Source organism: Methylobacterium oxalidis (assembly GCF_007992195.1).
Lineage (GTDB): Bacteria > Pseudomonadota > Alphaproteobacteria > Rhizobiales > Beijerinckiaceae > Methylobacterium > Methylobacterium oxalidis.
Genome location: NZ_BJZU01000004.1, coordinates 58,591 through 82,103, shown reverse-complemented (window position 1 = coordinate 82,103; position 23,513 = coordinate 58,591). Strand labels below are relative to the sequence as shown.

General features: G+C 71.5%; 24 protein-coding genes. 15 read left to right on the top strand and 9 right to left on the bottom strand.

The window, feature by feature from the left end:
- Positions 1-80 precede the first annotated feature (80 nt).
- Positions 81-266 carry a twin transmembrane helix small protein gene (locus MOX02_RS02030; protein WP_147024056.1) on the bottom strand — a complete coding sequence of 62 codons (186 nt, stop codon included), beginning with the start codon at positions 264-266 and terminating at the stop codon, positions 81-83.
- Positions 267-344: 78 nt separating this feature from the next.
- Positions 345-2,963 carry a TIGR02302 family protein gene (locus tag MOX02_RS02025; protein WP_147024055.1) on the bottom strand — a complete coding sequence of 873 codons (2,619 nt, stop codon included), beginning with the start codon at positions 2,961-2,963 and terminating at the stop codon, positions 345-347.
- 261 nt (positions 2,964-3,224) lie between these two features.
- Here MOX02_RS02025 and MOX02_RS02020 point away from each other — a divergent pair, with 261 nt between their 5' ends.
- Both MOX02_RS02020 and MOX02_RS02015 read left to right on the top strand, forming a co-directional pair.
- Positions 3,225-3,476, top strand: a complete 252-nt coding sequence (locus MOX02_RS02020; RefSeq protein WP_147024054.1) for a hypothetical protein — start codon at positions 3,225-3,227, stop codon at positions 3,474-3,476.
- 74 nt (positions 3,477-3,550) lie between these two features.
- The gene (locus MOX02_RS02015; protein WP_147024053.1) at positions 3,551-4,600 is read left to right on the top strand and encodes a threonine aldolase family protein; all 1,050 of its coding nucleotides are present in this window, start codon (positions 3,551-3,553) and stop codon (positions 4,598-4,600) included.
- Between the two features lie 147 nt (positions 4,601-4,747).
- Here MOX02_RS02015 and lysA read toward each other — a convergent pair whose 3' ends face one another.
- From lysA to MOX02_RS01990, 5 genes are all read right to left on the bottom strand, one after another.
- A complete protein-coding gene (gene lysA / locus MOX02_RS02010; protein ID WP_147024052.1) occupies positions 4,748-6,016 on the bottom strand; it encodes a diaminopimelate decarboxylase in 1,269 nt (422 codons plus the stop codon).
- An 82-nt stretch (positions 6,017-6,098) separates the two neighbouring features.
- Positions 6,099-6,446, bottom strand: a complete 348-nt coding sequence (gene lptM / locus MOX02_RS02005) for an LPS translocon maturation chaperone LptM (RefSeq protein ID WP_147024191.1) — start codon at positions 6,444-6,446, stop codon at positions 6,099-6,101.
- Between the two features lie 118 nt (positions 6,447-6,564).
- Complete coding sequence (locus MOX02_RS02000; protein ID WP_147024051.1) at positions 6,565-6,846, bottom strand: 3',5'-cyclic-nucleotide phosphodiesterase; 282 nt, start codon at positions 6,844-6,846, stop codon at positions 6,565-6,567.
- A 136-nt stretch (positions 6,847-6,982) separates the two neighbouring features.
- Complete coding sequence (locus MOX02_RS01995; protein WP_147024050.1) at positions 6,983-7,756, bottom strand: hypothetical protein; 774 nt, start codon at positions 7,754-7,756, stop codon at positions 6,983-6,985.
- A gap of 142 nt (positions 7,757-7,898) precedes the next feature.
- Positions 7,899-8,513 carry a DUF1134 domain-containing protein gene (locus MOX02_RS01990; RefSeq protein WP_147024049.1) on the bottom strand — a complete coding sequence of 205 codons (615 nt, stop codon included), beginning with the start codon at positions 8,511-8,513 and terminating at the stop codon, positions 7,899-7,901.
- A gap of 233 nt (positions 8,514-8,746) precedes the next feature.
- Between MOX02_RS01990 and MOX02_RS01985 the strand changes: the two genes are divergently transcribed.
- Positions 8,747-9,250, top strand: coding sequence for a YHS domain-containing (seleno)protein (locus tag MOX02_RS01985; RefSeq protein ID WP_170267621.1), 504 nt, complete (start codon positions 8,747-8,749; stop codon positions 9,248-9,250).
- On the opposite strand, the gene MOX02_RS01980 is transcribed toward MOX02_RS01985, so the two are convergent.
- Positions 9,228-10,091, bottom strand: a complete 864-nt coding sequence (locus tag MOX02_RS01980; protein WP_147024048.1) for a 3'(2'),5'-bisphosphate nucleotidase CysQ family protein — start codon at positions 10,089-10,091, stop codon at positions 9,228-9,230. The two genes, MOX02_RS01985 and MOX02_RS01980, sit on opposite strands and share 23 nt — an antisense overlap.
- 160 nt (positions 10,092-10,251) lie before the next feature.
- Here MOX02_RS01980 and chpT point away from each other — a divergent pair, with 160 nt between their 5' ends.
- The 7 genes from chpT (at position 10,252) to MOX02_RS01945 (ending at position 18,247) form a co-directional block, all read left to right on the top strand.
- Entirely contained in the window at positions 10,252-10,986 is a 735-nt protein-coding gene (gene chpT / locus MOX02_RS01975) for a histidine phosphotransferase ChpT (RefSeq protein ID WP_147024047.1), read from the top strand.
- A gap of 356 nt (positions 10,987-11,342) precedes the next feature.
- Positions 11,343-14,027, top strand: a complete 2,685-nt coding sequence (locus MOX02_RS01970; RefSeq protein ID WP_147024046.1) for a hybrid sensor histidine kinase/response regulator — start codon at positions 11,343-11,345, stop codon at positions 14,025-14,027.
- A gap of 25 nt (positions 14,028-14,052) precedes the next feature.
- Positions 14,053-14,538 (top strand): chemotaxis protein CheW, encoded by a 486-nt coding sequence (locus tag MOX02_RS01965; RefSeq protein ID WP_170267629.1) that lies wholly within the window; start codon positions 14,053-14,055, stop codon positions 14,536-14,538.
- A 26-nt stretch (positions 14,539-14,564) separates the two neighbouring features.
- Entirely contained in the window at positions 14,565-14,945 is a 381-nt protein-coding gene (locus MOX02_RS01960) for a response regulator (RefSeq protein ID WP_147024044.1), read from the top strand.
- Between the two features lie 98 nt (positions 14,946-15,043).
- Positions 15,044-16,213 (top strand): protein-glutamate methylesterase/protein-glutamine glutaminase, encoded by a 1,170-nt coding sequence (locus MOX02_RS01955; RefSeq protein WP_147024043.1) that lies wholly within the window; start codon positions 15,044-15,046, stop codon positions 16,211-16,213.
- A complete protein-coding gene (locus MOX02_RS01950) occupies positions 16,210-17,076 on the top strand; it encodes a CheR family methyltransferase (RefSeq protein WP_147024042.1) in 867 nt (288 codons plus the stop codon). Before MOX02_RS01955 ends, MOX02_RS01950 begins: the two co-directional genes overlap by 4 nt.
- Positions 17,077-17,185: 109 nt before the next feature.
- Positions 17,186-18,247 (top strand): SDR family oxidoreductase, encoded by a 1,062-nt coding sequence (locus MOX02_RS01945; protein WP_147024041.1) that lies wholly within the window; start codon positions 17,186-17,188, stop codon positions 18,245-18,247.
- Between the two features lie 81 nt (positions 18,248-18,328).
- On the opposite strand, the gene ctrA is transcribed toward MOX02_RS01945, so the two are convergent.
- Positions 18,329-19,030: a response regulator transcription factor CtrA gene (ctrA, locus tag MOX02_RS01940; protein ID WP_109896440.1), complete on the bottom strand. Its 702-nt coding sequence runs from the start codon at positions 19,028-19,030 to the stop codon at positions 18,329-18,331.
- Positions 19,031-19,450: 420 nt separating this feature from the next.
- Here ctrA and fliI point away from each other — a divergent pair, with 420 nt between their 5' ends.
- From fliI to MOX02_RS01915, 5 genes are all read left to right on the top strand, one after another.
- Entirely contained in the window at positions 19,451-20,809 is a 1,359-nt protein-coding gene (gene fliI / locus MOX02_RS01935; RefSeq protein WP_238179625.1) for a flagellar protein export ATPase FliI, read from the top strand.
- Positions 20,810-20,866: 57 nt separating this feature from the next.
- Positions 20,867-21,274, top strand: a complete 408-nt coding sequence (fliJ, locus tag MOX02_RS01930; RefSeq protein WP_147024040.1) for a flagellar export protein FliJ — start codon at positions 20,867-20,869, stop codon at positions 21,272-21,274.
- 169 nt (positions 21,275-21,443) lie between these two features.
- Complete coding sequence (locus tag MOX02_RS01925) at positions 21,444-22,499, top strand: lysylphosphatidylglycerol synthase domain-containing protein (protein WP_147024039.1); 1,056 nt, start codon at positions 21,444-21,446, stop codon at positions 22,497-22,499.
- 16 nt (positions 22,500-22,515) lie between these two features.
- A complete protein-coding gene (locus MOX02_RS01920) occupies positions 22,516-23,082 on the top strand; it encodes a hypothetical protein (RefSeq protein WP_147024038.1) in 567 nt (188 codons plus the stop codon).
- Complete coding sequence (locus MOX02_RS01915) at positions 23,079-23,513, top strand: hypothetical protein (RefSeq protein WP_147024037.1); 435 nt, start codon at positions 23,079-23,081, stop codon at positions 23,511-23,513. The genes MOX02_RS01920 and MOX02_RS01915 overlap by 4 nt, the downstream gene beginning before the upstream one ends.

The window sequence follows — 23,513 nt, the reverse complement described above, 5'->3', positions numbered from 1 at the left end:
CGGTCCGAATTCATCCCGGCCGGACGCGATCGAGGGCCGGTGCGGCGTTCACGCCACAGTGCATCCCGAGGCCGCGGATCTCAGGCCGAGCGCCACCAGACCACGCCCATGATGACGAGGATCGCCACGAACTGGAGCAGCACGCGCAGGCGCATCAGGCGCTGCGAGAGGTTGGCGCTGCCGCCCCGCATCATGTTGGCGAGGCCGAGGAACAGGACCAGCGCCACGGCGAGGCAGGCGATGAGGACGAGGGTGTTCGAGGACATGATCCGGGCGGTTGGAGACGGGCCTTGAGATCCTCATCATAGTCCCGGCCGCGCCCGAGCGGCAGGGGCCCGCCGTGCTCAATTGCGCCGCAGGAGCCGCTCGAAATAGTCGAGCTCCTCGCGCGGACGGGACGGATCGCCGAGCTTGCGCCGCAGCTCCTCCATGATGCGGCGGGCCCGCTGCACCGCCGACTCGTCGGCGGTCGGCACGCGCACCCGGCCGTCCGACATGTCGCGGCCGCGGGTCGGGCGCCCGAGGGGGTCGTCGTCGCGGCTGCCGGCCTGGCCCTGCTGCCCGGGCTGCTGACCGCCCTCCTGCTGACCCTCGCCCTCGCCCTCGGCCATCTCCTGCATCTGCTGCTGCATGCCTTCGGCGCCGCGCTTGAGGCCGTCGAGGGCGCGGCCCTGAGCGTCCACCGCCTCGCCCTCCTTTCCCTGACGGAGCGCGTTCTCGGCCTGCCGCATGGCGTCCTCGGCGTCGGAGAGGCCCTCCTCGCCGCGCATGCCGTTCTCCTTCATGCGGCGCTGCAGGTCCTCCAGGCGCTGGCGCAGGGCCTGCTGGCGCTCGCCGACGCTGCCGCCGCCCGCGCCGCCTCCGCCCTGGCTGCCCTGGCCGCGCTGCCCCTGCTGCTCCTCGCCCTGGCCCTGCTGGGAACCCTGGCCGGGATCCTTGCTCTGGCCCTGGCCGCGCTGGCCCTGCTGCTGTCCTCGCTGCTGCGGGCGCTGGCCACCGCGCTGGCCCTGCTCGGCGCCGCGCTTCTGCTGGCCGTCGCGGAAGGTCTCGTCGCGCAGATCCTGCTGCTCGCGGGCCATCTGGTCGAGGTCGCGCATCTGCTTGCGCATCTCGCGGGAGGCCTGATCGGACTTGCCGCCCTGCTCGGCGCTCTGCAGGTTTTCCAGGATGTTGCGCAGCTGCTCCATCAGGCGCTGCGCCTCGGCCGTGTCGCCCCGCTTCATGGCCTCGGCGAGGTCGTTCAGCATCTTGTCGAGATCGTCGGGCGTCACGGTCTTCGACTGCTGCTGCCCCTGGGCCTGCCGCTCGCCGGGGTCGCGCGGCTCACGACGCTGCTTGTCGGCGAACTCCTTCATGAACTTGGAGAGCGCCTGCTTCAGGTCGTCCGTCAGGCGCTTGATCTCGTCGTCCGGGGCGTTCCGCTCGATCGCCTCCTTCAGGCGGTCCTGGGCTTGGCGAAGCTGCTTCTCGGCGTCCGAGAGGTCGCCGTCCTCGATCTTGAGGGCCATCTCCCAGAGAAGGTCGGCCACCTCCGTCAGCGCCTCGTCGGTGCGCGCCTGCCGCAGGCGGCGGGTCGCGGTCTTGAGGCCGAGGAAGATGCTGGGCTGCGGCGTGAACTGCTCGGGCGCGATCAGCAGGGCGTCGAGCGCGGTCTGCACCCGGATCCGGGCCGCGTCCGGCTCGGTCACGAGGCGGCGCCGCTCCTCGGCCAGCGAGCGGGCGAGCGGATCCTTGAAGGGGCGCGCCGGCAGCGTCATCTCGACGGGCGCGGTGCGGCCCTCCTGCCCGGCCTCGTCCTTCACGACGATTGTGAAGCGGACGCGCGCGCCCGACCAGGGATGGTCGGTGAGGTCCACGAGGGTCTTGGTGTCCGTCTCGCCGTTGGCGTCCGAAGGCAGCGCCAGGGCGATCTTCGGCGGCGGCACCAGGGAGCGACCGGCCTTGAGCGGCTCGACGAGCCCTTCCGCCGAGCTGATCCCGTAATCGTCCTTGGCGCGATAGGTCAGGTTGAAGGTTCCGCGCCCGTTCACCTCCGGGCCGCCGACGCTGCGCACCTCCGGCGGATGATCGGGGATCGTCTCGACCAAGAGGCGCTGGTTCTGGCCGCCCGCCGCGATGGCGAGCTCCGCCAGCGGCCCGAGGATCTGGAAACGATCCTCCCGCAGATCGGCGCGGGCTTCCTTTCCGGGCAGCGGTTTCAGGCCGGGGTTCGGCGTCAGCGCCGCCTGGCCCTCGCCGGCGATGCGCACCACGAGCTGCGAGTTCACGGGCGCCCGGAGGCGCTGCTCGGCGCCGTTCATCGTGACGATGAGCGGCGGCATGCGCGTGTAGAGCGGTGGATCGATCCAGCCGTCGACGCGGAAGTTCGGACCGGCGGCGGGCGGCTCGCGCCAGTCGAACGCCGCGGCGACGCGGTCCCGCCACTCGGTGCCGGCGACGAACAGGCTCGCGACCGCCGTCACGGCGAGGGCCGCGCGCAGGGCGTAGGGGTCGTGCCGCACCATCATCGGACGGGGCAGGCAAACCCGCAGCCGGGCCACGACCTCCGCAGCGCGCCGCTGGTGCAGCGCCCAGAGGGCGCGGGTCGCGGGATCCTGCGCACCCACCGCGAGCGTGTCCTCGATCGCGGAGGCCGGCCCGTGGGCGAGCGCGCCGTCGCGGGCCGAGGCGTCCCGGTCGATCCGGGCGAGGGCCTCGCGCCGGTCCGGCCAGGCGGTGCGCAGCAGAGGCAGCAGCACCGCGGCGAGGGCGAGGCCGAAGGCGGCGAGCCCGGCCATCCGCCAGGGCGGGGAGAGGTCGAGCCAGAGCCCCAGCCAGGACGCGGCGAGGAAGGCAAGGACGACGCCGAGTCCGCGCCAGAGAATCGGCCAAGCCCGCTCCCAGAGACCCGCCGCGCGAGAGCGCGCGACGAGGCTGTCGAGGCGCGTCCGCACGCTGGTCTCGGCCGATCTCGGAGAATCCATGTTCACGTGCGCCGTCGTCCCGCCGCCCCGCCTCAAGTCAGTTCCGTCTCAGGTCCGTCGAAACCAGCCCGTCCAGGACCGGTGCCGTGCGGGTCTTCCGCCCGCGTTCGCGGCTCGAAGCTAGCATGCTGGCGGATGCAGGTGCATTCGGTCAAATCCGCCCAGGCCCGCAGCCCAAGCCGCGCGATCGCCGCCGCTGTTCAAAGCTCGGGCGCAGGCCTAAGGAAACCCGTTGCAACCGCAACCGCAGGACCTAAGCTGATGACGACCGGAGCAGAGGCCATGCCGATATACCGTCTTCGCGTCGCGTGGCGGGAGCGGAACGGCATCGTCCGCGCGCCGATCAGCGACGAGAGTATCGAGGCGTCGAACCTGCGGGACGCCATCGCCGTAGCCCTGGCCCGTCCCCAGCAGCTGCTGGCCACGGGCACCAACCTCGCCTGGATCGTCGATCCGGAGGGGCACGTCGCCTGGACCCTGCGTATGGACGATACGAGCGCGGTCGCGGTCTGAGAGACCACTTCGCGCGGAGACCACTTCGCGCGGTGGGCGTTGGCGTCGGACGTGACGCGGCGAGGGCTCACAGCATGCCAACCGACGACGCCCAGCAATTCGCGAGCGACAACTACTCCGGCATCTGCCCCGAGGCATGGGCGGCGATGGAGGCGGCGAACCGGGGTCACGCCCCGGCCTACGGCGAAGATGTCTGGACGGCGCGGGCTGCGGACGGGTTCCGCGCCCTGTTCGAGACGCCCTGCCAAGTGTTCTTCGCCTTCAACGGCACGGCGGCGAACTCGCTGGCGCTCGCCTCCCTCTGCCAGTCCTATCACAGCGTGATCTGCGCCGACTCGGCCCACGTGGAGACCGACGAGTGCGGCGCACCGGAGTTCTTCTCCAACGGCTCGAAGCTCCTCACCGCGCGCACCACGAGCGGCAAGCTGACGCCCGAGGCGATCCGGGCGCTCGCCACGAACCGCAGCGACATCCATTTCCCGAAGCCGCGCGTCGTCACGATCACGCAGCCGACCGAGACGGGCCAAGTCTACACGCTCGACGAGTTGCGGGCGATCTCGGCCACTTGCCGGGAGCTGGCGCTGAGCCTGCACATGGACGGAGCGCGCTTCGCCAACGCCTGCGCCAGCCTCGGCTGCAGCCCCGCCGAGATGACCTGGCAGGCCGGCATCGACGTGCTCTGCTTCGGCGGCACCAAGAACGGCATGCACGCGGGCGAGGCGGTGCTGTTCTTCGACCCGGACTTCGCGGAGGATTTCGGGTTCCGCTGCAAGCAGGCGGGCCAGCTCGCCTCGAAGATGCGCTTCCTCGCCGCGCCCTGGGTCGGCATGCTGGAGAGCGGCGCCTGGCTCGCCAACGCCCGCCACGGCAACGCCTGCGCCGCCCGCCTCGCGCAGGCCGTCGCGGGGCTGCCCGGAATCGAGCTGATGTTCCCGGTCGAGGCGAACGCGATCTTCCTGCGGATGCCGCCCGACCGGATGGAAGCGCTGCGGGCGCGGGGCTGGCGCTTCTACACCTTCATCGGCGGCGGAGCCCGCTTCATGTTCGCCTGGGACGCGGACCCCGCTCGGGTCGACGCGCTGGCGCGGGATCTCGAGGCCGTGGCGCTCGACCGCGCGGCGTGAGGTTCCGTCCGTGAGCCATCATGCCCGGGCGCTGCCGGCGCGTCCGGGATCCACGATCACCACGGTGCGAAGCCCGCGTCGCCGGCGCTCCCGGATTCCCGGCTCCGCGGCGCGGTCCCGGACGTCGCTGCGCGCGAGACCCGGTGCTCAGCCGAGCCAGTCCGGCACACGGTCGAGGCCGATCAGCTCGTCGTAGGTCTGGCGCGGCCGCACGACGGCCGCCTTTTCCCCGCGGACCAGAACCTCCGGCACGAGGCGCCGGGTGTTGTAGGTGCCGGCCTGAACCGCACCGTAGGCGCCAGCCGTCATCACCGCGATGAGGTCGCTGGGGGCGACTTCCGGCATCTCGCGGTTGAGGGCGAGGTAGTCGCCCGTCTCGCAGACCGGACCGACCACGTCGGCGACGATGCGGGGCGTGTCGACTCCCGGCTCGCGCACCGGGCGGAGCGCGTGGAACGCCTCGTAGAGGGTCGGGCGGATGAGGTCGTTCATCGCCCCGTCCACGATCACGAAGGTGCGCCCTTCCGAGTGCTTCACGAAGATCACGCGCGCCACGAGGATGCCGGCGTTGCCCGCGATCATCCGCCCGATCTCGAAGACGGGGCGCAGCCCGAGCGGCCGGAAATGCGGGCGCAGCACCGCGGCGAGGGCGGCCGGGTCCGGCGGGGGCGCGTTGTCGTCGCGGTAGGGGATGCCGAGGCCGCCGCCGAAATCGATGTGGTGCAACTCGTGCCCCGCCGCGATCAGGTCGCGGGCGAGGCCCGCCAGGAGCCGCGCGGCGCTGTCGAAGGGCGCCAGATCCGTGATCTGGCTGCCGATGTGCATGTCGACGCCGGACACCTTGAGTCCCGGCAGCCGCGCCGCCTCGGCGTAGACGGCGGGCGCCCGGGTGATCGGGATGCCGAACTTGTTCTCGTACTTGCCCGTCGAGATCTTGGCGTGCGTGCCCGCGTCGACGTCCGGGTTCACCCGGATCGAGACCGGCGCGGTCAGCCCGAGGCTCGTCGCCACGTCCGAGAGGGCGGCGAGCTCCGGCTCGCTCTCCACGTTGAAGCAGAAGATGCCGGCCCGCAGCGCGGCTTCCATCTCGTCGCGGGTCTTGCCGACGCCCGAGAACACGATCCGCTGCGGGTCGACGCCCGCGGCGAGGGCCCGGCGCAGCTCTCCCTCCGAGACGATGTCCATGCCCGCGCCCTGGCGGGCGAGCGTCCGCAGCACCGCTTGGTTCGAGTTCGCCTTCATGGCGAAGCAGACCAGCGCCTCATCGCCCGCGAAGGCGTCGGCGAAGACGCGGAAGTGCCGCTCCAGCGTGGCGGTGGAGTAGCAGTAGAAGGGGGTGCCGACCTCGTCGGCGAGGCGGGTCAGATCGACGTCCTCCGCGTGGAGGCGGCCGTCACGGTAGTGGAAATGATGCATGGCAGCGGCCGGCGCGTCGGATCTGGTCCGTCTGAGGTGTCGGGGATGTAAGGGCTGGCGCGGCCAGAGGCGAGCCCGCGCTTCAGAGCAGCGGGTCGAGGATGAAGGGCTGCCTCGGGATCGTGTAGCCGCGCTTCGCGCCCCGCGTTGTGGTCTGCGGCGCCTCGGTCCCGGCGGGCGGGATCGCCGAGAGGGGCAGTTCGTCGCCGGCCTGCACGGCGGCCGCGTCCGGGGCGGCGGCGCCTCCGCCGAGCCCGATGCTCGTCGGCAGGGTGCGGGCGCTCGCGGGCGCCTGCGTGCCCACGGCCGCCGGTTCGGGGCGGGCGGCACCGACCGGCGGCTCGAGGGCGCCGCGCCGTCCGCAGGCCGAGACCGCGAGCGTGATCGCGCCGGCCGCGGCGAGGAGCTTCAGGGAGCGGGAAGGCAGCATCGACGCGGGTCCGGCACGCTTGGCGGGAACGCCCATCGTGGGCGCTCCACCTTAGCCGTTGGCGATAGCCGAGGCGAGCGCGGGCGCGCAACAGCCCGGCCGAACACGCCCGCGGGGCTCAGCCCTTCTTGTTGCCGGCGCCGGGCTGGCTGCGCTGGTAGGCGTCGATCGCCCGGCGGCAATTCTCCGAGAGCTTCTTCCAGTTCGTCTCGAAGCAGGCGTCCGTGGCCGGGTCCTCGGGGGCGAGGTTCCCGCAATAGGTCAGGTAGTCGCCGGTGCAGTACTTCTTCAGGGTCTCGTTGCCGCGCTTCGTCTGCGGGGCCGGGTCGGCGAGGGCCGGGGCGGCGAGCGCGGCGGCGAAGCCGAGCGCGAGGGCGAGGGACGTGAGCTTCGAGGCCATGAATCTGCGTTCCTGGTCGGTCATGGAGTGGGATGGTGCCCCGATGCTGTCTCGGCGTGGTCGAAACAAGGCACGGGACGATGATGGCGTGAAGAGCGCCAGTCCCCGGGTGCGGGGCCGCACGCTCAGGGTGTGGTCATGTGCGCGCCGCGGCGGGGAAGGCGCTGACGCTGGGCAGCCGTTCCCGCTGGGTCAGCGCGTCCGCGACTTCCGTGATGCGCCGGCGCAGCTCGGCGTTTTCCTGGGCGATGCTTTCCTGGCCGGCGCCCGCGCCGCGCTCGCCGAGCGCCTGCGCCAGCGCGTCCTCGGCCGCCGCGAGGCTCGCGCGCAGCGCCTCGCGCTCCGCCAGGAGCTCGTCGTAGCGGCGGCGAAGGTCGTCGCTCGCGGGGGTTGTGGGCGCCTCCGCGGCGGCCCTGGCCGCGTCGCGCTCGTGGCGGGTGGCGATGAGGTTGTCGAGGAGCTCGCAATGCGCTTCCTCCAGGGCGTGGAGGGTGGCGAGCCCCGTCGCACCCTCACTGCGGGCGGTGTCGAGATCCCCAGTGAGCCGAGCGATGTCGGTGCGGGCCGTCGCGATCTCCCCGTCGCGCTCGACGAGCGTGCGGTCGCGGGTCTCGACATCACGCGACAGCTTCGCGACCTCCATGCTGCGGGCGCCGATCTCGGCCATGTCCGCGTGGCGCCGGGCGAGGGCGGACTCGGCCCTCCGTTCCAGGCGGCGCTGCTGCACGGCGAACTGGGCGCGCAGAAAATCCTTCTCCGCCGAGATCTCGCTCGCGGAGAGCGGGAACATCGCCTCGACCCGGCGGCGCGCGAGGCGGGCGGCGCGCGCGTTGACGGCCGGCAGGACCAGCAGGATGCACAGGCTCGCCGCCAGGACGCCGAGCGCGAAGATCATCAGGGTTTCGATCACGCGGGCATGCTCATCGATCGGACGCGCATCGGCCGCCCGGCCCCCCGATGCGGGACCGGTCCCGGCCGAATCCCGTCTTTAGCCCATCTTCGGGCGCCGCGGGCAAGTCCCCCGTCCGCGCCGGTGCGGCCGGCCGCCATCGTCAGAAGGGATTCCAGGTTGGGCGGCTCGTGAATTTGAGATAGCCGACATTGATCCCGAGCCGGGCGCCGACGCCGCTGCGGATCGGCACCACGACGATGCCGTCCGAGGTCGCCGCCGTCATGCCGAAGCCGCCGACGAGGTAGGCCGAGCCGTCGACGCCGCCGAAGCGGCGGTACAGATCCTCGACCGAGGAGAGGTTGTAGACGAGCATCATGGTGCGTGCGCCGTCGCCGCCGACGTCGAAGCCCAGGGTCGGGCCCTGCCAGTAGATCCGCCGCTGGCCCGCGTTCCGGGTGTAGAGCGTGCCCTCGCCGTAGCGCAGGCCGCCGACGATCGCGCCGGACGCCTCCTGGCCGAGGATGTAGCCGTTCGGCGCACCCCAGCGGCGGGTCGCCTCCTGCACGGTGAGTGCGAGGCCGCGCGAGACGGAGCCGAAGAAGCGGTGTCCGGAATCGACGATCTCGGCGGGCCGGAAAGCGTCCGGGTTGCCCGGGTCGTCGGCCGGGCGCGCCTGCGGCGCGACGGGGCTCAGTGCGAGGAGGGCGCCCGTGGCGACGGCCCCCGCGAGGATGCGCCGCCGGGCGGCGTCGTGGTGAAAGTCTGGCTTCGACATCGTTCCTCCTCGCTCGCCCTGAAGCGTCCCGAGCCGTTCCGGGCCGCGGCGCCGTGCCGCCCGCGCGTTCCGTCAGCCTTCATTCCGCCCGGCCCATTGTGGCGAAATGCCGGGGCGCGGGCCGATCGCGGCGTCGCGGGGCGGCCGGGATTGCTTTCACCCGCGCGGTGCGCTCGATGGCGGGCCGACCGGGCGCGGCCTGATTCGGCGAGTCCGTCAGCGACCTTTGCAAGATGTGGTTAACGCGCCGTCAATGCTTCGCGCTCGCCGCGCTCCTCGTCGGGGCGCGCTCCTCCGCGGCAGGTCCCGCCAGCGCGCCCGATAGCGCCGACGCGGCGGAGCGCCTGCGCAGGCTTCCGTCCGTCCCGCCGCTGGCCCTGCGCGGCTTCGACCCGCTGAGCTACTTCCTGCCCGGCGGTCCTGTCGCCGGCGATCCGGCCCACGAGATCGGCTGGGACGGCCGCACCTGGCGCTTCGCGCGCGCGGCGAACCGCGCGGCGTTCGAGCGGGACCCGGGTGCCTATACGCCGCGCCTCGGAGGCTACGACCCGGTGGGCGTCGCGGAGGGACGGCTGGTCGATGCGGACCCGCTCGTCTTCGCGATCCTCGACGACGCCCTCTACCTTTTCCGGAACGCGGAGCGGCGGGCTCTGGCGCTGGCGGATCCGGACCTCGCGCGGCGGGCAGAGGCGCGCTGGCCCGCGCTGCGCGCGCTCATGGATGCGCCGCCGCGCTGAGCCCGTCTTCCTGCGGCCGGATCAGCGGCCCGCGATCCGGCAGGCCGACGCGGCACGCATAGGCTGGGTCGCCGAGCGCGGCGAAGGGCCCGTTGCGATAGGAGAGGGCGTGACGCCCGTAGATCATCGGCCGCCCCGTCGGCGTCAGCGTGCAGCCGCCCGCCGCGGTCAGGACGTGGTCGCCGGCGGCGGTGTCCCACTCCATGGTCGGCCCGCAGCGCACGTAGATGTCGGCCTCGCCGGAGGCGATCAGGCAGAATTTCAGGGCCGAGGCGGCGCCCCGGCGGGATTCGATCGGCAATGCCGCGAGGCAGGCCTCGGTCTCGACGTCGCCGTGGCGCCGGCTGACCAGGGCGACGAGGCCGCCCGGCGGCGCCGTCCGCACCCGGATCGGGCTCGGATCCTCCGGGCGCCCTCGGCGGATCGGCGCCTCGTGCGCCCGCGCGCCGGCATACCAGATCCGGCCGAGGCCCGGCGCCGCGAGGGCGGCCGCGACCGGCCGGTTGCCCTCGATCAGGCCGATATTGACCGAGTATTCCGGGTTGCCCGCGAGGAAGTCCCGCGTCCCATCGAGGGGATCGACGAGGAAGAACAGGTCGGCCGGCGGCGCGTCGTGGGAGGTCTCCTCCGCGACGACCGGGATCTCGGGGAATGCCTGGGACAGCGCCTGCAGGATCCGCTGCTCCGCCTCCAGGTCCGCGACGCTGGAAGGCGACCCGTCCGGCTTCAGCACGTGCGGGCAGTCCCCGCCGTGGTGCGCGCGCAGGATCTCCCCGGCGTCGCAGGCGATCCCGGCGAGGGTCGCGGCGATGCGGTCGCGCTGCGGCTCCGTGAGCGTCATTCGGCCGTCATGCCCGAGGCTCCGGCGCTTGTCGACCCGAAGCCGTCGGCGAGGCCGGCGCTTTTCAAAGCCGGACGCGCCGTCTATCCGTGCGACGCGGGCCTTCGCGCGAGCACGGCCCGGCCGAGCCGACCCCGATGAACCTCGCGCGGAGCGCGCCATGACCACCGTGAACCTCGATTCCCTCGATCTCTCGGCCCTGCTCTGCTCCCGCGTCTGCCACGACGTGATCAGCCCGGTCGGCGCGATCGTGAACGGACTCGAGGTGCTGGAGGACGACAACGACGCGTCCATGCGCGACTTCGCCCTCGACCTGATCCGCAAGAGCGCTCGCCAAGCCTCCGCCCGCCTGCAATTCGCCCGCATCGCCTTCGGCGCCGCCGGCTCGGCCGGAGCCGCGATCGACCTCGCCGACGCCGAGAAGGTCTCGCGCGGGATGTTCGCGGACGAGAAGACGCAGCTCGCCTGGAGCGCGCCGCAGGCCCTGTTCCCGAAGAACAAGGTCAAGCTCCTCCTCAACCTCGTGATGATCGCCACGAGCGCGATCCCGCGCGGCGGCCTGATCGACGTGAAGGTCTCGGGTGACGGCGACGCGCCGACGCTCCTCCTCAAGGCCAAGGGCTCACACGCGCGCATCCCGCCTCACGTGGAGGAACTGCTCGCGGGCCGGCCCGAGAGCGGCACTGTCGATGCCCACGGCATCCTGCCGTACTACGCGGGCCTCGTCGCCCGCGCCGCGGCGATGGGCGTGCGCTTCTCGATCGAGGGCGACGAGGTGACGATCCTCGCCGAGCCGGTCGCCGCCGCGGCCGAGCCGGCCGCTCCGTCGCCGGCCGGGACGCCGGAGGACGCGCGCCCGACCGACAGCGAGCCCTCGGACACGCAGCTGGCGTGACCGCCCCGGCGGGGCGCTCCGACGCCTCGCCCGATCCATCAAACCCAGCGCTCGCGCCTCCCGGCCGGCGTCAGGTCGCGCGACGGCCGCGCGTCGGTGACGGGCGGCGCCTTGGACGCTTCCGGCTCATGCCGCTGCCGGCCCGGCGGCGGGTCCGCGCTCGCCGTTCCGCTGCGCGCTTTCGGGCATCAGACCGGTCTCGGAACCTGGTCCACACCCTGTGAACAAGACGAAATCGCTCATTGTGGCCGTCTCGATTGTGGCTCGGCGCAGTCCCGCAGCAACGGTTCCCTAACCCATCCCGGTCACATTCGGTGAAGTACGAATACCGTGCGGACTCGAACCGAGCGCCTCCGATGGACGACTTGCTGCGTGAGTTTCTGACCGAGAGCAGTGAGCATCTCGACACTGTCGACACCGAGCTGGTGCGGTTCGAGCAGGACCCGAACAATCAGCAGATCCTGCGCAACATCTTCCGCCTCGTCCACACCATCAAGGGTACCTGCGGCTTCCTCGGCCTGCCCCGCCTGGAGGCACTGGCGCACGCTGCCGAGACGCTGATGGGCCGATTCCGCGACGGCCTGCCGGCCACCCAGGCGTCCGTCACGCTCATCCTGTCGACCCTCGACCGCCTCAAGGCGATCCTCGCCGACCTCGAGGCCACCGGCGCCGAGCCGGCGGGCTCCGACGAGGACCTGATTGGCGCGCTGGAGAAGATGTCCGAGGGCGAGGCCGAGCCGGCGCCTGCGGCGGTGCCCGCACCCCCGCCTGCCTTGCCGGATCCCGTCGTCCGCGAGCTGAAGCCCGGCGAGGTCTCCCTCGACGACCTTGAGGCGGCCTTCCTGGCAGCCCCTGGCCCCGATGATTTCGCGCACGAGCCGGCCCTGCCCGAGCCCGCCGCCGTCCCCGCGATGGCCGAGGCTCCGGCCGAGCCGACCCCGGCACCGGCTCCGAAATCCGCCGTGCCAGAAGCCGCCTCGGCCGAGGGCGAGGCCGGCGTCAGCAAGGTGCAGACGATCCGCGTGAACGTCGACACGCTCGAGCACCTGATGACGATGGTCTCCGAGCTGGTGCTGACCCGCAACCAGCTCCTCGAGATCGCCCGCCGCCACGACGACACCAGCTACAAGGTGCCGCTGCAGCGCCTCAGCCACGTGACGGCCGAGCTGCAGGAAGGCGTCATGAAGACGCGCATGCAGCCGATCGGCAACGCTTGGCAGAAGCTGCCGCGGGTGGTGCGCGACCTCTCGGCCGAGCTCGGCAAGCAGATCGAGCTCGTGATGCAGGGCGCCGAGACGGAGCTCGACCGTCAGGTGCTCGAGGTCATCAAGGACCCGCTCACCCACATGGTGCGCAACTCGGCTGACCACGGCATCGAGTCGACGGCCGAGCGCAAGGCCGCCGGCAAGCCCGCCCGCGGCACCATCCGGCTCGCCGCCTACCACGAGGGCGGCACCATCACGATCGAGATCTCGGACGACGGCAAGGGCCTCGACCTCGCCGCCATCCGCCGCAAGGCGGTGGAGCGCGGCGTCGCCTCCCAGGCCGACATCGAGAAGATGACGGACGCGCAGGTCGCGAAGTTCATCTTCCACGCCGGCTTCTCGACCGCCAAGGCCGTCACCTCGGTCTCGGGCCGGGGCGTGGGCATGGACGTCGTCAAGACGAACATCGAGACGATCGGCGGCGTCATCGACATCAACACGCAGCTCGGCCGCGGCACCACCTTCACGATCAAGATCCCGCTGACGCTGGCCATCGTCGCGGCGCTCATCGTCAAGGCCGGCGAGAACCGCTTCGCGGTGCCCCAGGTCGCGGTGCTGGAACTGGTGCGCGTCGACAAGACCTCCGGTCAGCGCATCGAGCGCATCAACGGCTCGCCGGTGCTGCGCCTGCGCGAGCGCCTGCTGCCCATCGTGACGCTCACGGGCCTGCTCGGCCAGGACGACGGAGCCGACATCGACAGCGGCTTCGTGGTGGTGGCGCAGGTCGGCCGCCAGCGCTTCGGCATCCTCGTCGACGAGGTCTTCCACACGGAGGAGATCGTCGTGAAGCCGATGTCCTCGAAGCTGCGCCACATCCCGCTGTTTGCCGGCAATACGATCCTCGGCGACGGCGCCGTGGTCCTGATCGTCGACCCGAACGGCGTCGCGCGTCAGGTGAGCCAGAGCGCGCAGGCCGGCTCGATCCCGGTCGACGCCGAGGTCGAGGAGACCGAGGCCGGCGACGCCAAGGCGACGCTCCTCGTCTTCAAGGGCGGCGGGGGCACCTTCAAGGCTGTGCCGCTCTCCCTCGTCACGCGGCTCGAAGAGATCGATGCGTCCAAGGTCGAGTGGCTCGGCGGGCGCCCGCTCATCCAGTATCGCGGCCGCCTGATGCCGCTGGTCCCGGCCGACGAGGCGATCTCGATTCGACAGGAGGGCACCCAGGCGCTCGTCGTGTTCTCGGACGGCGAGCGGGCGATGGGCCTCGTGGTCGACGAGATCGTCGACATCGTCGAGGAGCGCCTCGACATCGAGATCACCGCCGAGCGCTCGGACCTGATCGGCTCCGCGGTCCTGCGCGGCCGGGCGACCGACATCATCAACATCGCCCACTTCCTGCCGCTCGCCTACGACGACTGGGCGCGGGGGCCGAAGAAGAGCGAGAAGCGCGGCTCGACCCTGCTCCTCGTGGACGATTCCGCCTTCTTCCGCGACATGCTCACCCCCGTCCTCAAGGCGGCTGGCTACGCGGTGGTCTCGGCCGAGAGCGCCGAGCAGGCGCTCGCCGCCCTGCAGGCCAATACCCGCATCGACATCGTGGTGACCGACCTCGAGATGCCGGGCCGCAGCGGCTTCGACCTCGTCGCCGCCATGCGCGGGGCCGACCCGCGCCTCGCGGGCCTGCCCGTGATTGCGCTGACGGGATCCGTCGCCGCCGACGCGGTGGAGCGCGCCCGCTCGCTCGCCATCAGCGACCTCGTCGCCAAGTTCGACCGCTCCGGCCTGATCTCGGCGCTCGCCGAGGTCGACGCCGTCACCCTCGCGCACGCCGCCTGAGCTCGGATTCCGGAGTTTGACCATGATGCAGGCCGCCAACACCAACGCCGCCGAGGCCGGCGCGACCGCCGAGTTCGTCACCGTCTTCGTCGGCGAGACCATGTTCGGGCTCGCGATCAACCGCGTGCACGACGTCTTCATCCCGGCGGGCGTCACGCCGGTACCGCTCTCGCCGCCGGAGATCGTCGGCCTCCTCAACCTGCGCGGTCGCGTCGTCACCGCCGTCTGCCTGCGCCGCCGCCTCGGGCTGCCGCCTTCCGACACCGAGGGCAACAAGATGGCCATCGGCCTGGAGCAGGGCGGCGAGACCTTCGCCCTCGTGGTCGACGGCGTCGGCGAGGTGCTGAAGCTCGGCGTCGACACGCACGAGGCCGTCCCGATCAATCTCGACGCCCGCTGGCGCGACCTCGCGCTCGGCGTGCACCGCCTGGACGGGCGCCTGCTCGTCATCCTCGACGTCGACGCGCTCCTCGCCTTCGGGGGTGAGCGGCGCGGCTCGGTCGCCGCCTGATCGCACGCGCTAGGGTGAGGAGCACCATGAAGACCTGCCTCGTCGTCGACGATTCCGCCGTGATCCGGAAGGTCGCCCGCCGCATCGTCGAGACGCTCGGCCTCCGGGTGATCGAGGCCGAGGACGGCGCAAAGGCCCTCGACCGCTGCACCGAGGCGATGCCGGACGCGATCATTCTCGACTGGAACATGCCGAACATGGACGGCTACGCCTTCCTCCGGGCCCTGCGGCAGGCACCGGGCGGCACGGTGCCGAAGGTGCTGTTCTGCACCACCGAGAACGACGTCGGCGCCATCGCCCGCGCCCTGCACGCGGGCGCCGACGAGTACATCATGAAACCCTTCGACCGGGACATCCTGACGGCGAAGCTGGAGCAGGTCGGCCTCGCGGAGGCGAAGGCGGCCTGAGCTCCAGTCCCGGCCGTGCCGACGCCGCGGTGGTTCGAGCCCCGCGGCACCGAGACCGCCGCACCGACTCCGCGACGCGTATCCGAGGCGTACCCCCCATGCTGGCAGCCACCGCTCTCCACCCGCCCGCACCGGGGGGCAACGCCGCGCCGGGCCAGATCCGGGTGCTGATCGCGGACGATTCGGCGGTGGTCCGCGGCCTCGTCGCGCGCTGGATCGGCGAGGCGGGCTTCGCCGTGGTCGGCACCGCCGCGAATGGGCGCATCGCGCTCGAGATGATGGCCCGCCACGACCCCGACGTGGTGCTCCTCGACATCGACATGCCCGAGCTCGACGGCACGCAGGCGCTGCCCCTGCTGCTCGCCCGCTCGCCCGGCCTCCAGGTCGTGATGATGTCGACGCTGACGACGCGCAACGCCGACATCTCCCTCAAATGCCTAGCCCTCGGCGCCGTCGATTATCTCGCCAAGCCCGAGAGCAACCGCGGCGTCACCACGTCGGACGCGTTCCGCGTCGAGCTGATCGAGCGCGTGCGCCTGTTCGGCGGGTCGCGCGCCCGCCGCAGGGGCGTGGCTCCGACCCCGCATGCCGGCGCTGCGGCCGCCCCGGCGCCGGCGCCCCTGCCGGCGCGCGCCCCGGCGCCGATCGCCCTGCGCCCGAAGGCGCGCAGCGCCGTGCCGCCGAAGGCGTTCCTGATCGGCTCCTCGACGGGCGGTCCCCGCGCCGTCGGCGAGGTGCTGGAGAAGATCGGCGCCGCGACCCTGCGCCGCCTGCCGACGCTCATCGTGCAGCACATGCCCCCCGTCTTCACGGCGGTCTTCGCCGAGCATCTCGGGGCCCGTACGGGCCTGCCGGCGGCCGAGGGCAAGGCCGACGAGCCGCTCCTTCCAGGCCGCATCTACGTGGCGCCGGGCGGGCGCCACATGCGCCTCCAGGGCGGCGCTGGCCGCGAGACGACGATCCGCCTCGACGACGGACCGCCCGTGAACTTCTGCCGTCCGGCCGTCGACGTCCTGTTCCAGGATGCGGCCGCCCTGTTCGGGGCCGCCACCGTCTCGGTGATCCTCACCGGCATGGGATCGGACGGGACCAACGGAGCCCGCGCCCTGGTGGAGGCCGGCGGGCCGGTTCTTGCCCAGGACGAGGCGACGAGCACCGTCTGGGGCATGCCGGGCAGCGTCGCCAAGGCCGGGCTCGCCCAGGCCATCCTGCCGCTCGGCGAGCTCGGGCCGGCGCTCCGCGCCCTCATCTCGGGACAGCCCGCATGACCGAACTCGAGTTCGACTTCCTGCGCGGCTACCTCAAGCAGCGCTCCGGCCTCGCGCTCACCGCGGAGAAGCGCTACCTCGTCGAGAGCCGCCTCGGGCCGGTCTGCCGCCGCTTCGGGCTCGCCTCGCTCGGCGATCTCGTCGGCGCCCTGAAGGTCTCCCGCGACTCGGCCATCGAGCGCGCGGTGGTCGAGGCCATGACCACGAACGAGACCTTCTTCTTCCGCGACCGCGTGCCCTTCGACCTGTTCCGGGAGACCCTGCTGCCGCAGGCGCTCACCCGCCGGGCGGCGCAGCGTCGCCTGCGGATCTGGTGCGCGGCCTCGTCGACCGGCCAGGAACCCTACTCACTGGCGATCCTGCTCCAGGAGGCGGCTCCCCGCCTCCAGGGCTGGCAGGTCGAGATCGTGGCCACCGACCTCTCCACCGAGGTGATCGAGAAGGCGAAGCTCGGGCTCTACAGCCACTTCGAGGTGCAACGCGGCCTGCCGGTTCAGATGCTGCTCAAGTACTTTACCCAGGTCGGCGAGCAGTGGCACATCGCGCCTGCGATCCGCAGCATGGTCGATTACCGGCAGCTCAACCTGCTGCATCCGTTCGACGCGCTCGGACAGTTCGACATCATCTACTGCCGCAACGTGCTGATCTACTTCGACGCGCCGACGAAGGCCGACGTGCTCGCCCGGCTCGCGGCGAGCCTCGCGCCGGACGGGGCGCTGCTGCTCGGCGCCGCCGAGACCGTGATCGGCCTGACCGACCGCCTCGCGCCGAACCCGGAGCACCGGGGCCTCTACGGCCACCCGCCGGGCGCCCGGGCCGCCGAACCCGCCGCCCGCCCCCTGCGCTTCGCCGCCCTGCGCTGAGGGCAGGGGAGGGCGGCGCAGCCCGCTCATCGCCGCGCTGCCGCTGGCGGCACCGGCCGTTCCTCCCTAACTGGCGCCTCGAACGAGGCACCGGAGGAAGGGATCGGACATGGCGGGCAGCGCACTGATCGTGGGCGCGAGCGGGATCGTCGGCAACGCGGTCGCCGACCTGCTCGTGGCGCAGGGATGGCGGGTCGCCGGCCTTGCCCGCAATCCTCTGCAGCGCACCGGCGTCAGGCCGGTGGCGGCGGACCTCCAGGAACCGGAGGCCCTGCGTGCGGCCCTCTCCGAACTGAGCCCGACCCATCTCGTCCTGGCGACCTGGTCGCGCCGGGCGACGGAGGCCGAGATGATCGCGGTCAACGGCGCGATGGTTCGGAACGTGATCGCGGCGCTCGAGCCCGCGGGCTCGCTGCGGCACGTCGCCCTCGTCACCGGGCTCAAGCACTATCTCGGCCCCTTCGAGGCCTACGGGCAGGGCCGCCTGCCAGAGACCCCGTTCCGCGAGGAGCAGGGCCGTCTCGAGGTGCCGAACTTCTACTATGCGCAGGAGGACGCCATTTTCGAGGCCGCCGCCCGCGACGGATTCCGCTGGAGCGTCCACCGCCCGCACACGATCATCGGCAAGGCGGTCGGCAACGCCATGAACATGGGCACCACGCTCGCCGTCTACGCCACGATCTGCCGGGAGACCGGCCGCCCCTTCCGCTTCCCGGGCTCGGCGGCCCAGTGGAACGGGCTCACCGACATGACCGACGCGCGCCTCCTCGCCCGCCACATCCTCTGGGCAGCGACGAGCCCGCAGGCGGCCGACACGGCCTTCAACGTCGTGAACGGCGACGTGTTTCGCTGGAGCTGGATGTGGGGCCGGATCGCCGCGTGGTTCGGCCTTGAGCCCGCCCCCTTCGACGGCACGGTGCGGCCGCTGGAGGAGCAGATGGCGGGCGATGCTACGGTCTGGGCGGAGATCGCGGCCCGGCACGGGCTCGCGGAGCCGGACCTCGCCCGCCTCGCCTCGGCCTGGCACACGGACGCGGATCTCGGCCGCCCGATCGAGGTCGTCACCGACATGTCCAGGAGCCGCCGCCTCGGCTTCCTCGACTACCAGGCGACCGACGAGGCCTTCTCCGACCTGTTCGCCCGGCTCAGGGCCGACCGCCTGATTCCCTGAGTCGGACGCTCAGGCGAGGGCCAACGAAAAAGCCCCGCCGAGGCGGGGCCGTTCGCGAGGGGAGGGGAGCGACGCGCCGGATCAGACGGCGATCCGCTCCTCGCCGTCGACGGGCTCGCGCAGCACGTAGCCGCGACCCCAGACCGTCTCGATGTAGTTCTTGCCCTGGCTGGCGTTGGCGAGCTTCTTGCGCAGCTTGCAGATGAAGACGTCGATGATCTTCAGCTCGGGCTCGTCCATGCCGCCGTAGAGGTGGTTGAGGAACATCTCCTTCGTCAGGGTCGTGCCCTTCCGGAGCGAGAGGAGTTCCAGCATCTGGTACTCCTTGCCGGTGAGGTGCACCCGCGAGCCGGAGACCTCGACGGTCTTCTGGTCGAGGTTGACGATGAGGTCGCCCGTCGTGATCACCGACTGGGCGTGGCCCTTCGAGCGGCGCACGATGGCGTGGATGCGGGCGACGAGCTCGTCCTTGTGGAAGGGCTTGGTCAGGTAGTCGTCGGCGCCGAAGCCGAGGCCCTTCACCTTGTCCTCGATGCCGGCCATGCCGGACAGAATCAGGATCGGGGTCTTCACCTTCGCGACGCGAAGGGAGCGGAGCACCTCGTAGCCCGACATGTCGGGCAGGTTCAGGTCGAGGAGGATGATGTCGTAATCGTAGAGCTTGCCGAGATCGACGCCCTCCTCACCGAGGTCGGTGGTGTAGGTGTTGAAGTTCTCGGACTTGAGCATCAGTTCGATGCTCTGCGCCGTGGCGCTGTCGTCCTCGATCAGAAGTACCCGCATCGTCGGTCCCCAGCCCAGCACGGCCGTCTCAGCGTCCGGACGCGTCCCCGCCAAACGCCCGCCACCGGCCTGTGGACGGACGCTCCCTCGTCATTGACGTGAAACGCTATGCGTTAATCGTTAACAAACCCTGATTCTAGCTTGCAAGCACTCGTTGAATGGTCGCGATTCCGAGAGCGCGAGGCCGTTGACGGTCTGTTCTCATTCATACCGTCCGATACCTCACGCGCCGCCTACACGATCCTCGCCAAGTGCCTGTTCCGACAAGAGTCCTGGCGGCCTGTGGCTCGTCTGCCACGCCCGCCGCACTTGTCGGAACGGTTCAAGAAAATGATCCGTCCGGCGCATGCCTGGACCCGCTGTCAGCGCGATGGGGCCAGTGTTAAGGAGGGAGGTAAATGAAACGTTGAGAGAGGCCCGATGGCGGACGATCTCCACCGCCCGATGCGGGTGCCCCTCGGCTCGGCGCGCGCAGCGCTTGAACGTGTTGAATCTCTTGAAACTTACGGTCGTGTCGTGGCGATTCGCGGCCTCCTGGTCGAGGTCGCCGGCCCGGTCGCGGCCATGCGACTCGGTGGGCGCCTCGACGTCGAGGGGGCGGGCCGCGCCGGCCTCGTGCCCTGCGAGATCATCGGATTCCAGGGGGACCGGGCGCTCGCCATGCCGTTCGGCACCCTGGAGGGCGTGCGCCGCGGCTGCCCGGCCTATGTCCGCGACGAGGCCGCGGGCGCGATCCGTCCCTCCGCCGCCTGGCTCGGCCGGGTGATCGACGCGCTCGGCCGGCCGGTCGACGGTCTCGGCCCGCTCCCGGCCGGCCCCGCGATCTACCCGCTGCGGGCCGACCCGCCGCCCGCCCACGCCCGCCGCCGCGTCGGCCCGCCCCTCGATCTCGGGGTGCGCTGCATCAACACCTTCCTCACCATGTGTGCCGGCCAGCGCATGGGCATCTTTGCGGGCTCCGGCGTCGGGAAGTCGGTGCTGCTCTCGATGCTCGCCCGCTACACCGCGGCCGACGTCGCGGTGATCGGCCTCGTGGGCGAGCGCGGCCGCGAGGTGCAGGAGTTCCTGCAGGACGATCTCGGGCAGGCGGGCCTCGCCCGCTCGGTGGTGGTGGTGGCGACCTCCGACGAGCCCGCCCTCATGCGCCGGAACGCGGCCTACGTGACGCTCGGCGTTGCCGAGCACTTCCGCGACCAGGGCGCCAAGGTGCTCTGCATGATCGACTCGATCACCCGCTTCGCCATGGCCCAGCGCGACATCGGGCTCGCCGCCGGCGAGCCGCCCACCGCCAAGGGCTACACCCCGACCGTCTTCAGCGAGTTGCCCCGCCTCCTCGAACGGGCCGGGCCGGGAGTGGGAGAGGGGACCATCTCGGCCCTCTTCACGGTGCTGGTCGAGGGCGACGACCACAACGAGCCGGTGGCGGACGCCGTGCGCGGCATCCTCGACGGCCACATCGTGATGGAGCGCGGCATCGCCGAGCGCGGCCGCTACCCGGCGATCAACGTGCTGCGCTCGGTCTCGCGCACCATGCCGCGGGCTTGCGACCCGGCCTACCTGCCGGTGGTGCGGCGCGCCCGCCGGGTTCTATCCACCTACGCCGACATGGAGGAGTTGATCCGGCTGGGCGCCTACCGGGCCGGCTCCTCGCAGGAGGTCGACGAGGCGGTGGCGCTCATGCCCGATCTTGAGGCTTTTCTGGGGCAGGGTAAGGAAGAAGCAACCTCCATCGGCGAGGGTTACGCACGGCTCGCACAGATCGTGGGAAGCCCAGAGTGACTCCGTCGGCGCGCGCGCTCAGGCGGAGCATGAGCGTTGCGTGGAGTGAGCGTCCCCATGAAATCGCGTGACACGCTGATCCGGCTGCGTCGGTTCCAGGTCGACGAGAAGCGTCGCCGCGTGACGCAGATCGAGATGATGATGGCCGATTTCCTGCGCATGGCGACCGAGCTCGACCGGGAAGTCGCCCAGGAAGAATCCCGAGCCGGCATCTCGGACCCCGCCCACTTCGCCTACCCGACCTACGCCCGCGCCGCCGCGGGTCGCCGGGACAACATGCGCCAGTCGGCCGCCGCCCTCGAGGGCCAACTCGCCGAGGCGAAGGCCGAGCTCGGCGAGGCCTTCGAGGACCTGAAGAAGGTCGAGATCCTCGAGGACCGCGAGCGCAGCGCCGAGCGCGCCGCCGAGGCTCTGCGCGACCAGGCGGCCATGGACGGCATCGGGCTCTCGCGCGCCCGCGCCTGAGCCTACTCTCTCTCGCGCGCCCGCGCCCGAGCCTAGACGAGGGGCTCGTCCGGCACGAAACCGTCATGATCCGGTGACATCACGGCCGCTCAGGCCGTGGCGGCCCGCTTGCGATGCGCGCGTTCCTGGCGCATCAGGAGCCGTCCTCGCGAGGGTGTGTCCGGGCTCCATGAAGAAGATCAGCGAATTCATCTGGCCGATCATCGGCATCGCCGCCCTCGTCGTCTCCGGATACCTTCTCTATCGCGAACTTCAGGGCCTCTCCCTCGCGGATGTCGAGGAGAGCCTCAGGGCGATCCCCGCGCACCGGATCCTGCTCGCGGCCGTCTCCACCCTCGTCGCCTACGCCGCGCTCGCCTGGTATGACCGCATCGCGCTGCTGCACCTCGGCGTGCGCCACATCTCGTGGTTCTTCGTCTCGGTCTGCTCGTTCACGACCTACGCGCTCTCGCACAACATCGGCGCCTCGGTCTTCTCGGGCGCCGTGGTCCGCTACCGGGCCTATACGGCCAAGGGGCTGTCGGCCGCGCAGGTGGCCGTGCTCGTGGCGCTCTGCTCCTTCACCTTCGGCCTCGGCACGCTGCTCCTCGGCGGCGCCGTCCTGACCCTGAAGCCCGATCTTCTGGCACGGCTCGAAGGGCACCTGCCGAGCGTGCTCACGAACCCGACCACCGCCTTCCTGCTCGGGCTGGCCCTGCTCGGCGCCGTCGGCCTCTACGTGGTCGGCTCGCTCCTGCACCTGAAGCCCCTCCACATCCGCTCGTTCAAGCTCGAGTATCCGCGCCCGAACATCATGGGCCGTCAGCTCGTCGCGGCGCCGCTGGAGCTTCTGGGCGCGGCCGGCATCATCTACTTCGCGCTGCCCGAGGCCGGTAACCCGGGCTTCCTCGTGGTGCTCGCCGTGTTCCTCGCCTCCTTCTCGGCGGCCCTCGTCTCGCACGCGCCGGGCGGCCTCGGCGTGTTCGAGCTGATCTTCGTGCTGGCCATGCCGGAGGTGGCCCGGCCGCAGGTGATCGCGGCCCTGCTGGTGTTCCGCATCTTCTATTTCTGGCTGCCCTTCCTCCTCTCGGTCATCGTCGTGATCCTCTACGAGCGCTCGCGGCTCGCCGAAGCTTTCAAGAGCCGAACCCAGACCGCGGCCCCGCCGCCGCCCGAGCCGCCCCTCGTGGCGCCCGGCCTCGACTCGCACAAGATCGAGCACCGGCTGGAGAAGAAGGCGGTCTGACCACGGGGAGCCACGCATGGGCGGGACGCTCGACGCAGACCGATTGCGGGAAGCTTTCGAGCTTCTGGGAGCCGATCTCGCCGCGCGCGGCGCCTTCGTCGAGCTCGCCGTGTACGGCGGCGGCGCCATCATGCTGCAATTCGCTTGGCGGCGCTCGACGGAGGATGTCGATGCCGTGGTCCGCGAGGGGTTCGATGAAGCCCTGCTCGCGCCGTCGGTGGAACGTGTCGGCGAGCGCATCGGGCTCGGCCGCGACTGGCTGAACAACGCGGTCGGCATGTTCACGCCGCTCGATGAGCCGGACACGCTGTTCGCACTCTCCGGGACGTATCCGGCGGCTGGGTCGCCCGGATTGCGGACCTTCCTCGCCAAGCCGCACTATCTTCTGGCGATGAAGCTGCAGGCCCTCCAGAACCTCGATCGCGGCCAGCGGGACATCGACGATGCGCGCGCGCTCGCGAGGCATCTCGGCCTCAGCGACGTGGCGCAGCTCGAACAGCTCTACGTCTCGATCTACGACGAGGAACCTCCGGTCGAAGCGCGGAGCCGGTTCCGTTCCGTCCTCGCCGGATCCCAACCGTGAGACCCCAGACCCTCAGCGAGGTCGTCGCGCGCACCCGCCTCGACGGTGACTGGGACCACCATACCCGCGAGTTCCTCGATACCTTCTACGCGGCGGACGGCGAGACCGGGCGGCAGGCCGAGATGATCCGCGCGGAGCCCGATCTTCTCGGCCGGGAGCCGGTCGACGCCTATATCGGCGGCGTCGGCGAGCATCTCGCGCGGCGCTGGGGCCTTCCCATCCCGGCCTGGGTCCGCCACGAGGGACGCTACCTCACGAAGGCCCTGTTCATCCCGAACGAGAGGAACCTGCGCGGATATCTCATCTGTGTGAGCCCCGTGGCGTTCCGTACCCGGCTGATCTTCACCGGTCCGGATCCGCTCCAGCGCGCCCGCTTCCCCTATCACCGCGGCGTCGTCACGTGGCCGATGGAGTATCCGCCGCGGCGTTGA

Excerpts from the sequence above, each read along its gene's own strand:
- MOX02_RS02030 (WP_147024056.1), bottom strand. The coding sequence starts at position 266 with ATGTCCTCGAACACCCTCGTCCTCATCGCCTGCCTCGCCGTGGCGCTG.
- MOX02_RS02025 (WP_147024055.1), bottom strand. The coding sequence starts at position 2,963 with ATGGATTCTCCGAGATCGGCCGAGACCAGCGTGCGGACGCGCCTCGAC.
- MOX02_RS02020 (WP_147024054.1), top strand. The coding sequence starts at position 3,225 with ATGACGACCGGAGCAGAGGCCATGCCGATATACCGTCTTCGCGTCGCG.
- MOX02_RS02015 (WP_147024053.1), top strand. The coding sequence starts at position 3,551 with ATGCCAACCGACGACGCCCAGCAATTCGCGAGCGACAACTACTCCGGC.
- lysA (WP_147024052.1), bottom strand. The coding sequence starts at position 6,016 with ATGCATCATTTCCACTACCGTGACGGCCGCCTCCACGCGGAGGACGTC.
- lptM (WP_147024191.1), bottom strand. The coding sequence starts at position 6,446 with ATGCTGCCTTCCCGCTCCCTGAAGCTCCTCGCCGCGGCCGGCGCGATC.
- MOX02_RS02000 (WP_147024051.1), bottom strand. The coding sequence starts at position 6,846 with ATGGCCTCGAAGCTCACGTCCCTCGCCCTCGCGCTCGGCTTCGCCGCC.
- MOX02_RS01990 (WP_147024049.1), bottom strand. The coding sequence starts at position 8,513 with ATGTCGAAGCCAGACTTTCACCACGACGCCGCCCGGCGGCGCATCCTC.
- MOX02_RS01985 (WP_170267621.1), top strand. The coding sequence starts at position 8,747 with ATGTGGTTAACGCGCCGTCAATGCTTCGCGCTCGCCGCGCTCCTCGTC.
- MOX02_RS01980 (WP_147024048.1), bottom strand. The coding sequence starts at position 10,091 with ATGACGCTCACGGAGCCGCAGCGCGACCGCATCGCCGCGACCCTCGCC.
- chpT (WP_147024047.1), top strand. The coding sequence starts at position 10,252 with ATGACCACCGTGAACCTCGATTCCCTCGATCTCTCGGCCCTGCTCTGC.
- MOX02_RS01970 (WP_147024046.1), top strand. The coding sequence starts at position 11,343 with ATGGACGACTTGCTGCGTGAGTTTCTGACCGAGAGCAGTGAGCATCTC.
- MOX02_RS01965 (WP_170267629.1), top strand. The coding sequence starts at position 14,053 with ATGCAGGCCGCCAACACCAACGCCGCCGAGGCCGGCGCGACCGCCGAG.
- MOX02_RS01960 (WP_147024044.1), top strand. The coding sequence starts at position 14,565 with ATGAAGACCTGCCTCGTCGTCGACGATTCCGCCGTGATCCGGAAGGTC.
- MOX02_RS01955 (WP_147024043.1), top strand. The coding sequence starts at position 15,044 with ATGCTGGCAGCCACCGCTCTCCACCCGCCCGCACCGGGGGGCAACGCC.
- MOX02_RS01950 (WP_147024042.1), top strand. The coding sequence starts at position 16,210 with ATGACCGAACTCGAGTTCGACTTCCTGCGCGGCTACCTCAAGCAGCGC.
- MOX02_RS01945 (WP_147024041.1), top strand. The coding sequence starts at position 17,186 with ATGGCGGGCAGCGCACTGATCGTGGGCGCGAGCGGGATCGTCGGCAAC.
- ctrA (WP_109896440.1), bottom strand. The coding sequence starts at position 19,030 with ATGCGGGTACTTCTGATCGAGGACGACAGCGCCACGGCGCAGAGCATC.
- fliI (WP_238179625.1), top strand. The coding sequence starts at position 19,451 with ATGGCGGACGATCTCCACCGCCCGATGCGGGTGCCCCTCGGCTCGGCG.
- fliJ (WP_147024040.1), top strand. The coding sequence starts at position 20,867 with ATGAAATCGCGTGACACGCTGATCCGGCTGCGTCGGTTCCAGGTCGAC.
- MOX02_RS01925 (WP_147024039.1), top strand. The coding sequence starts at position 21,444 with ATGAAGAAGATCAGCGAATTCATCTGGCCGATCATCGGCATCGCCGCC.
- MOX02_RS01920 (WP_147024038.1), top strand. The coding sequence starts at position 22,516 with ATGGGCGGGACGCTCGACGCAGACCGATTGCGGGAAGCTTTCGAGCTT.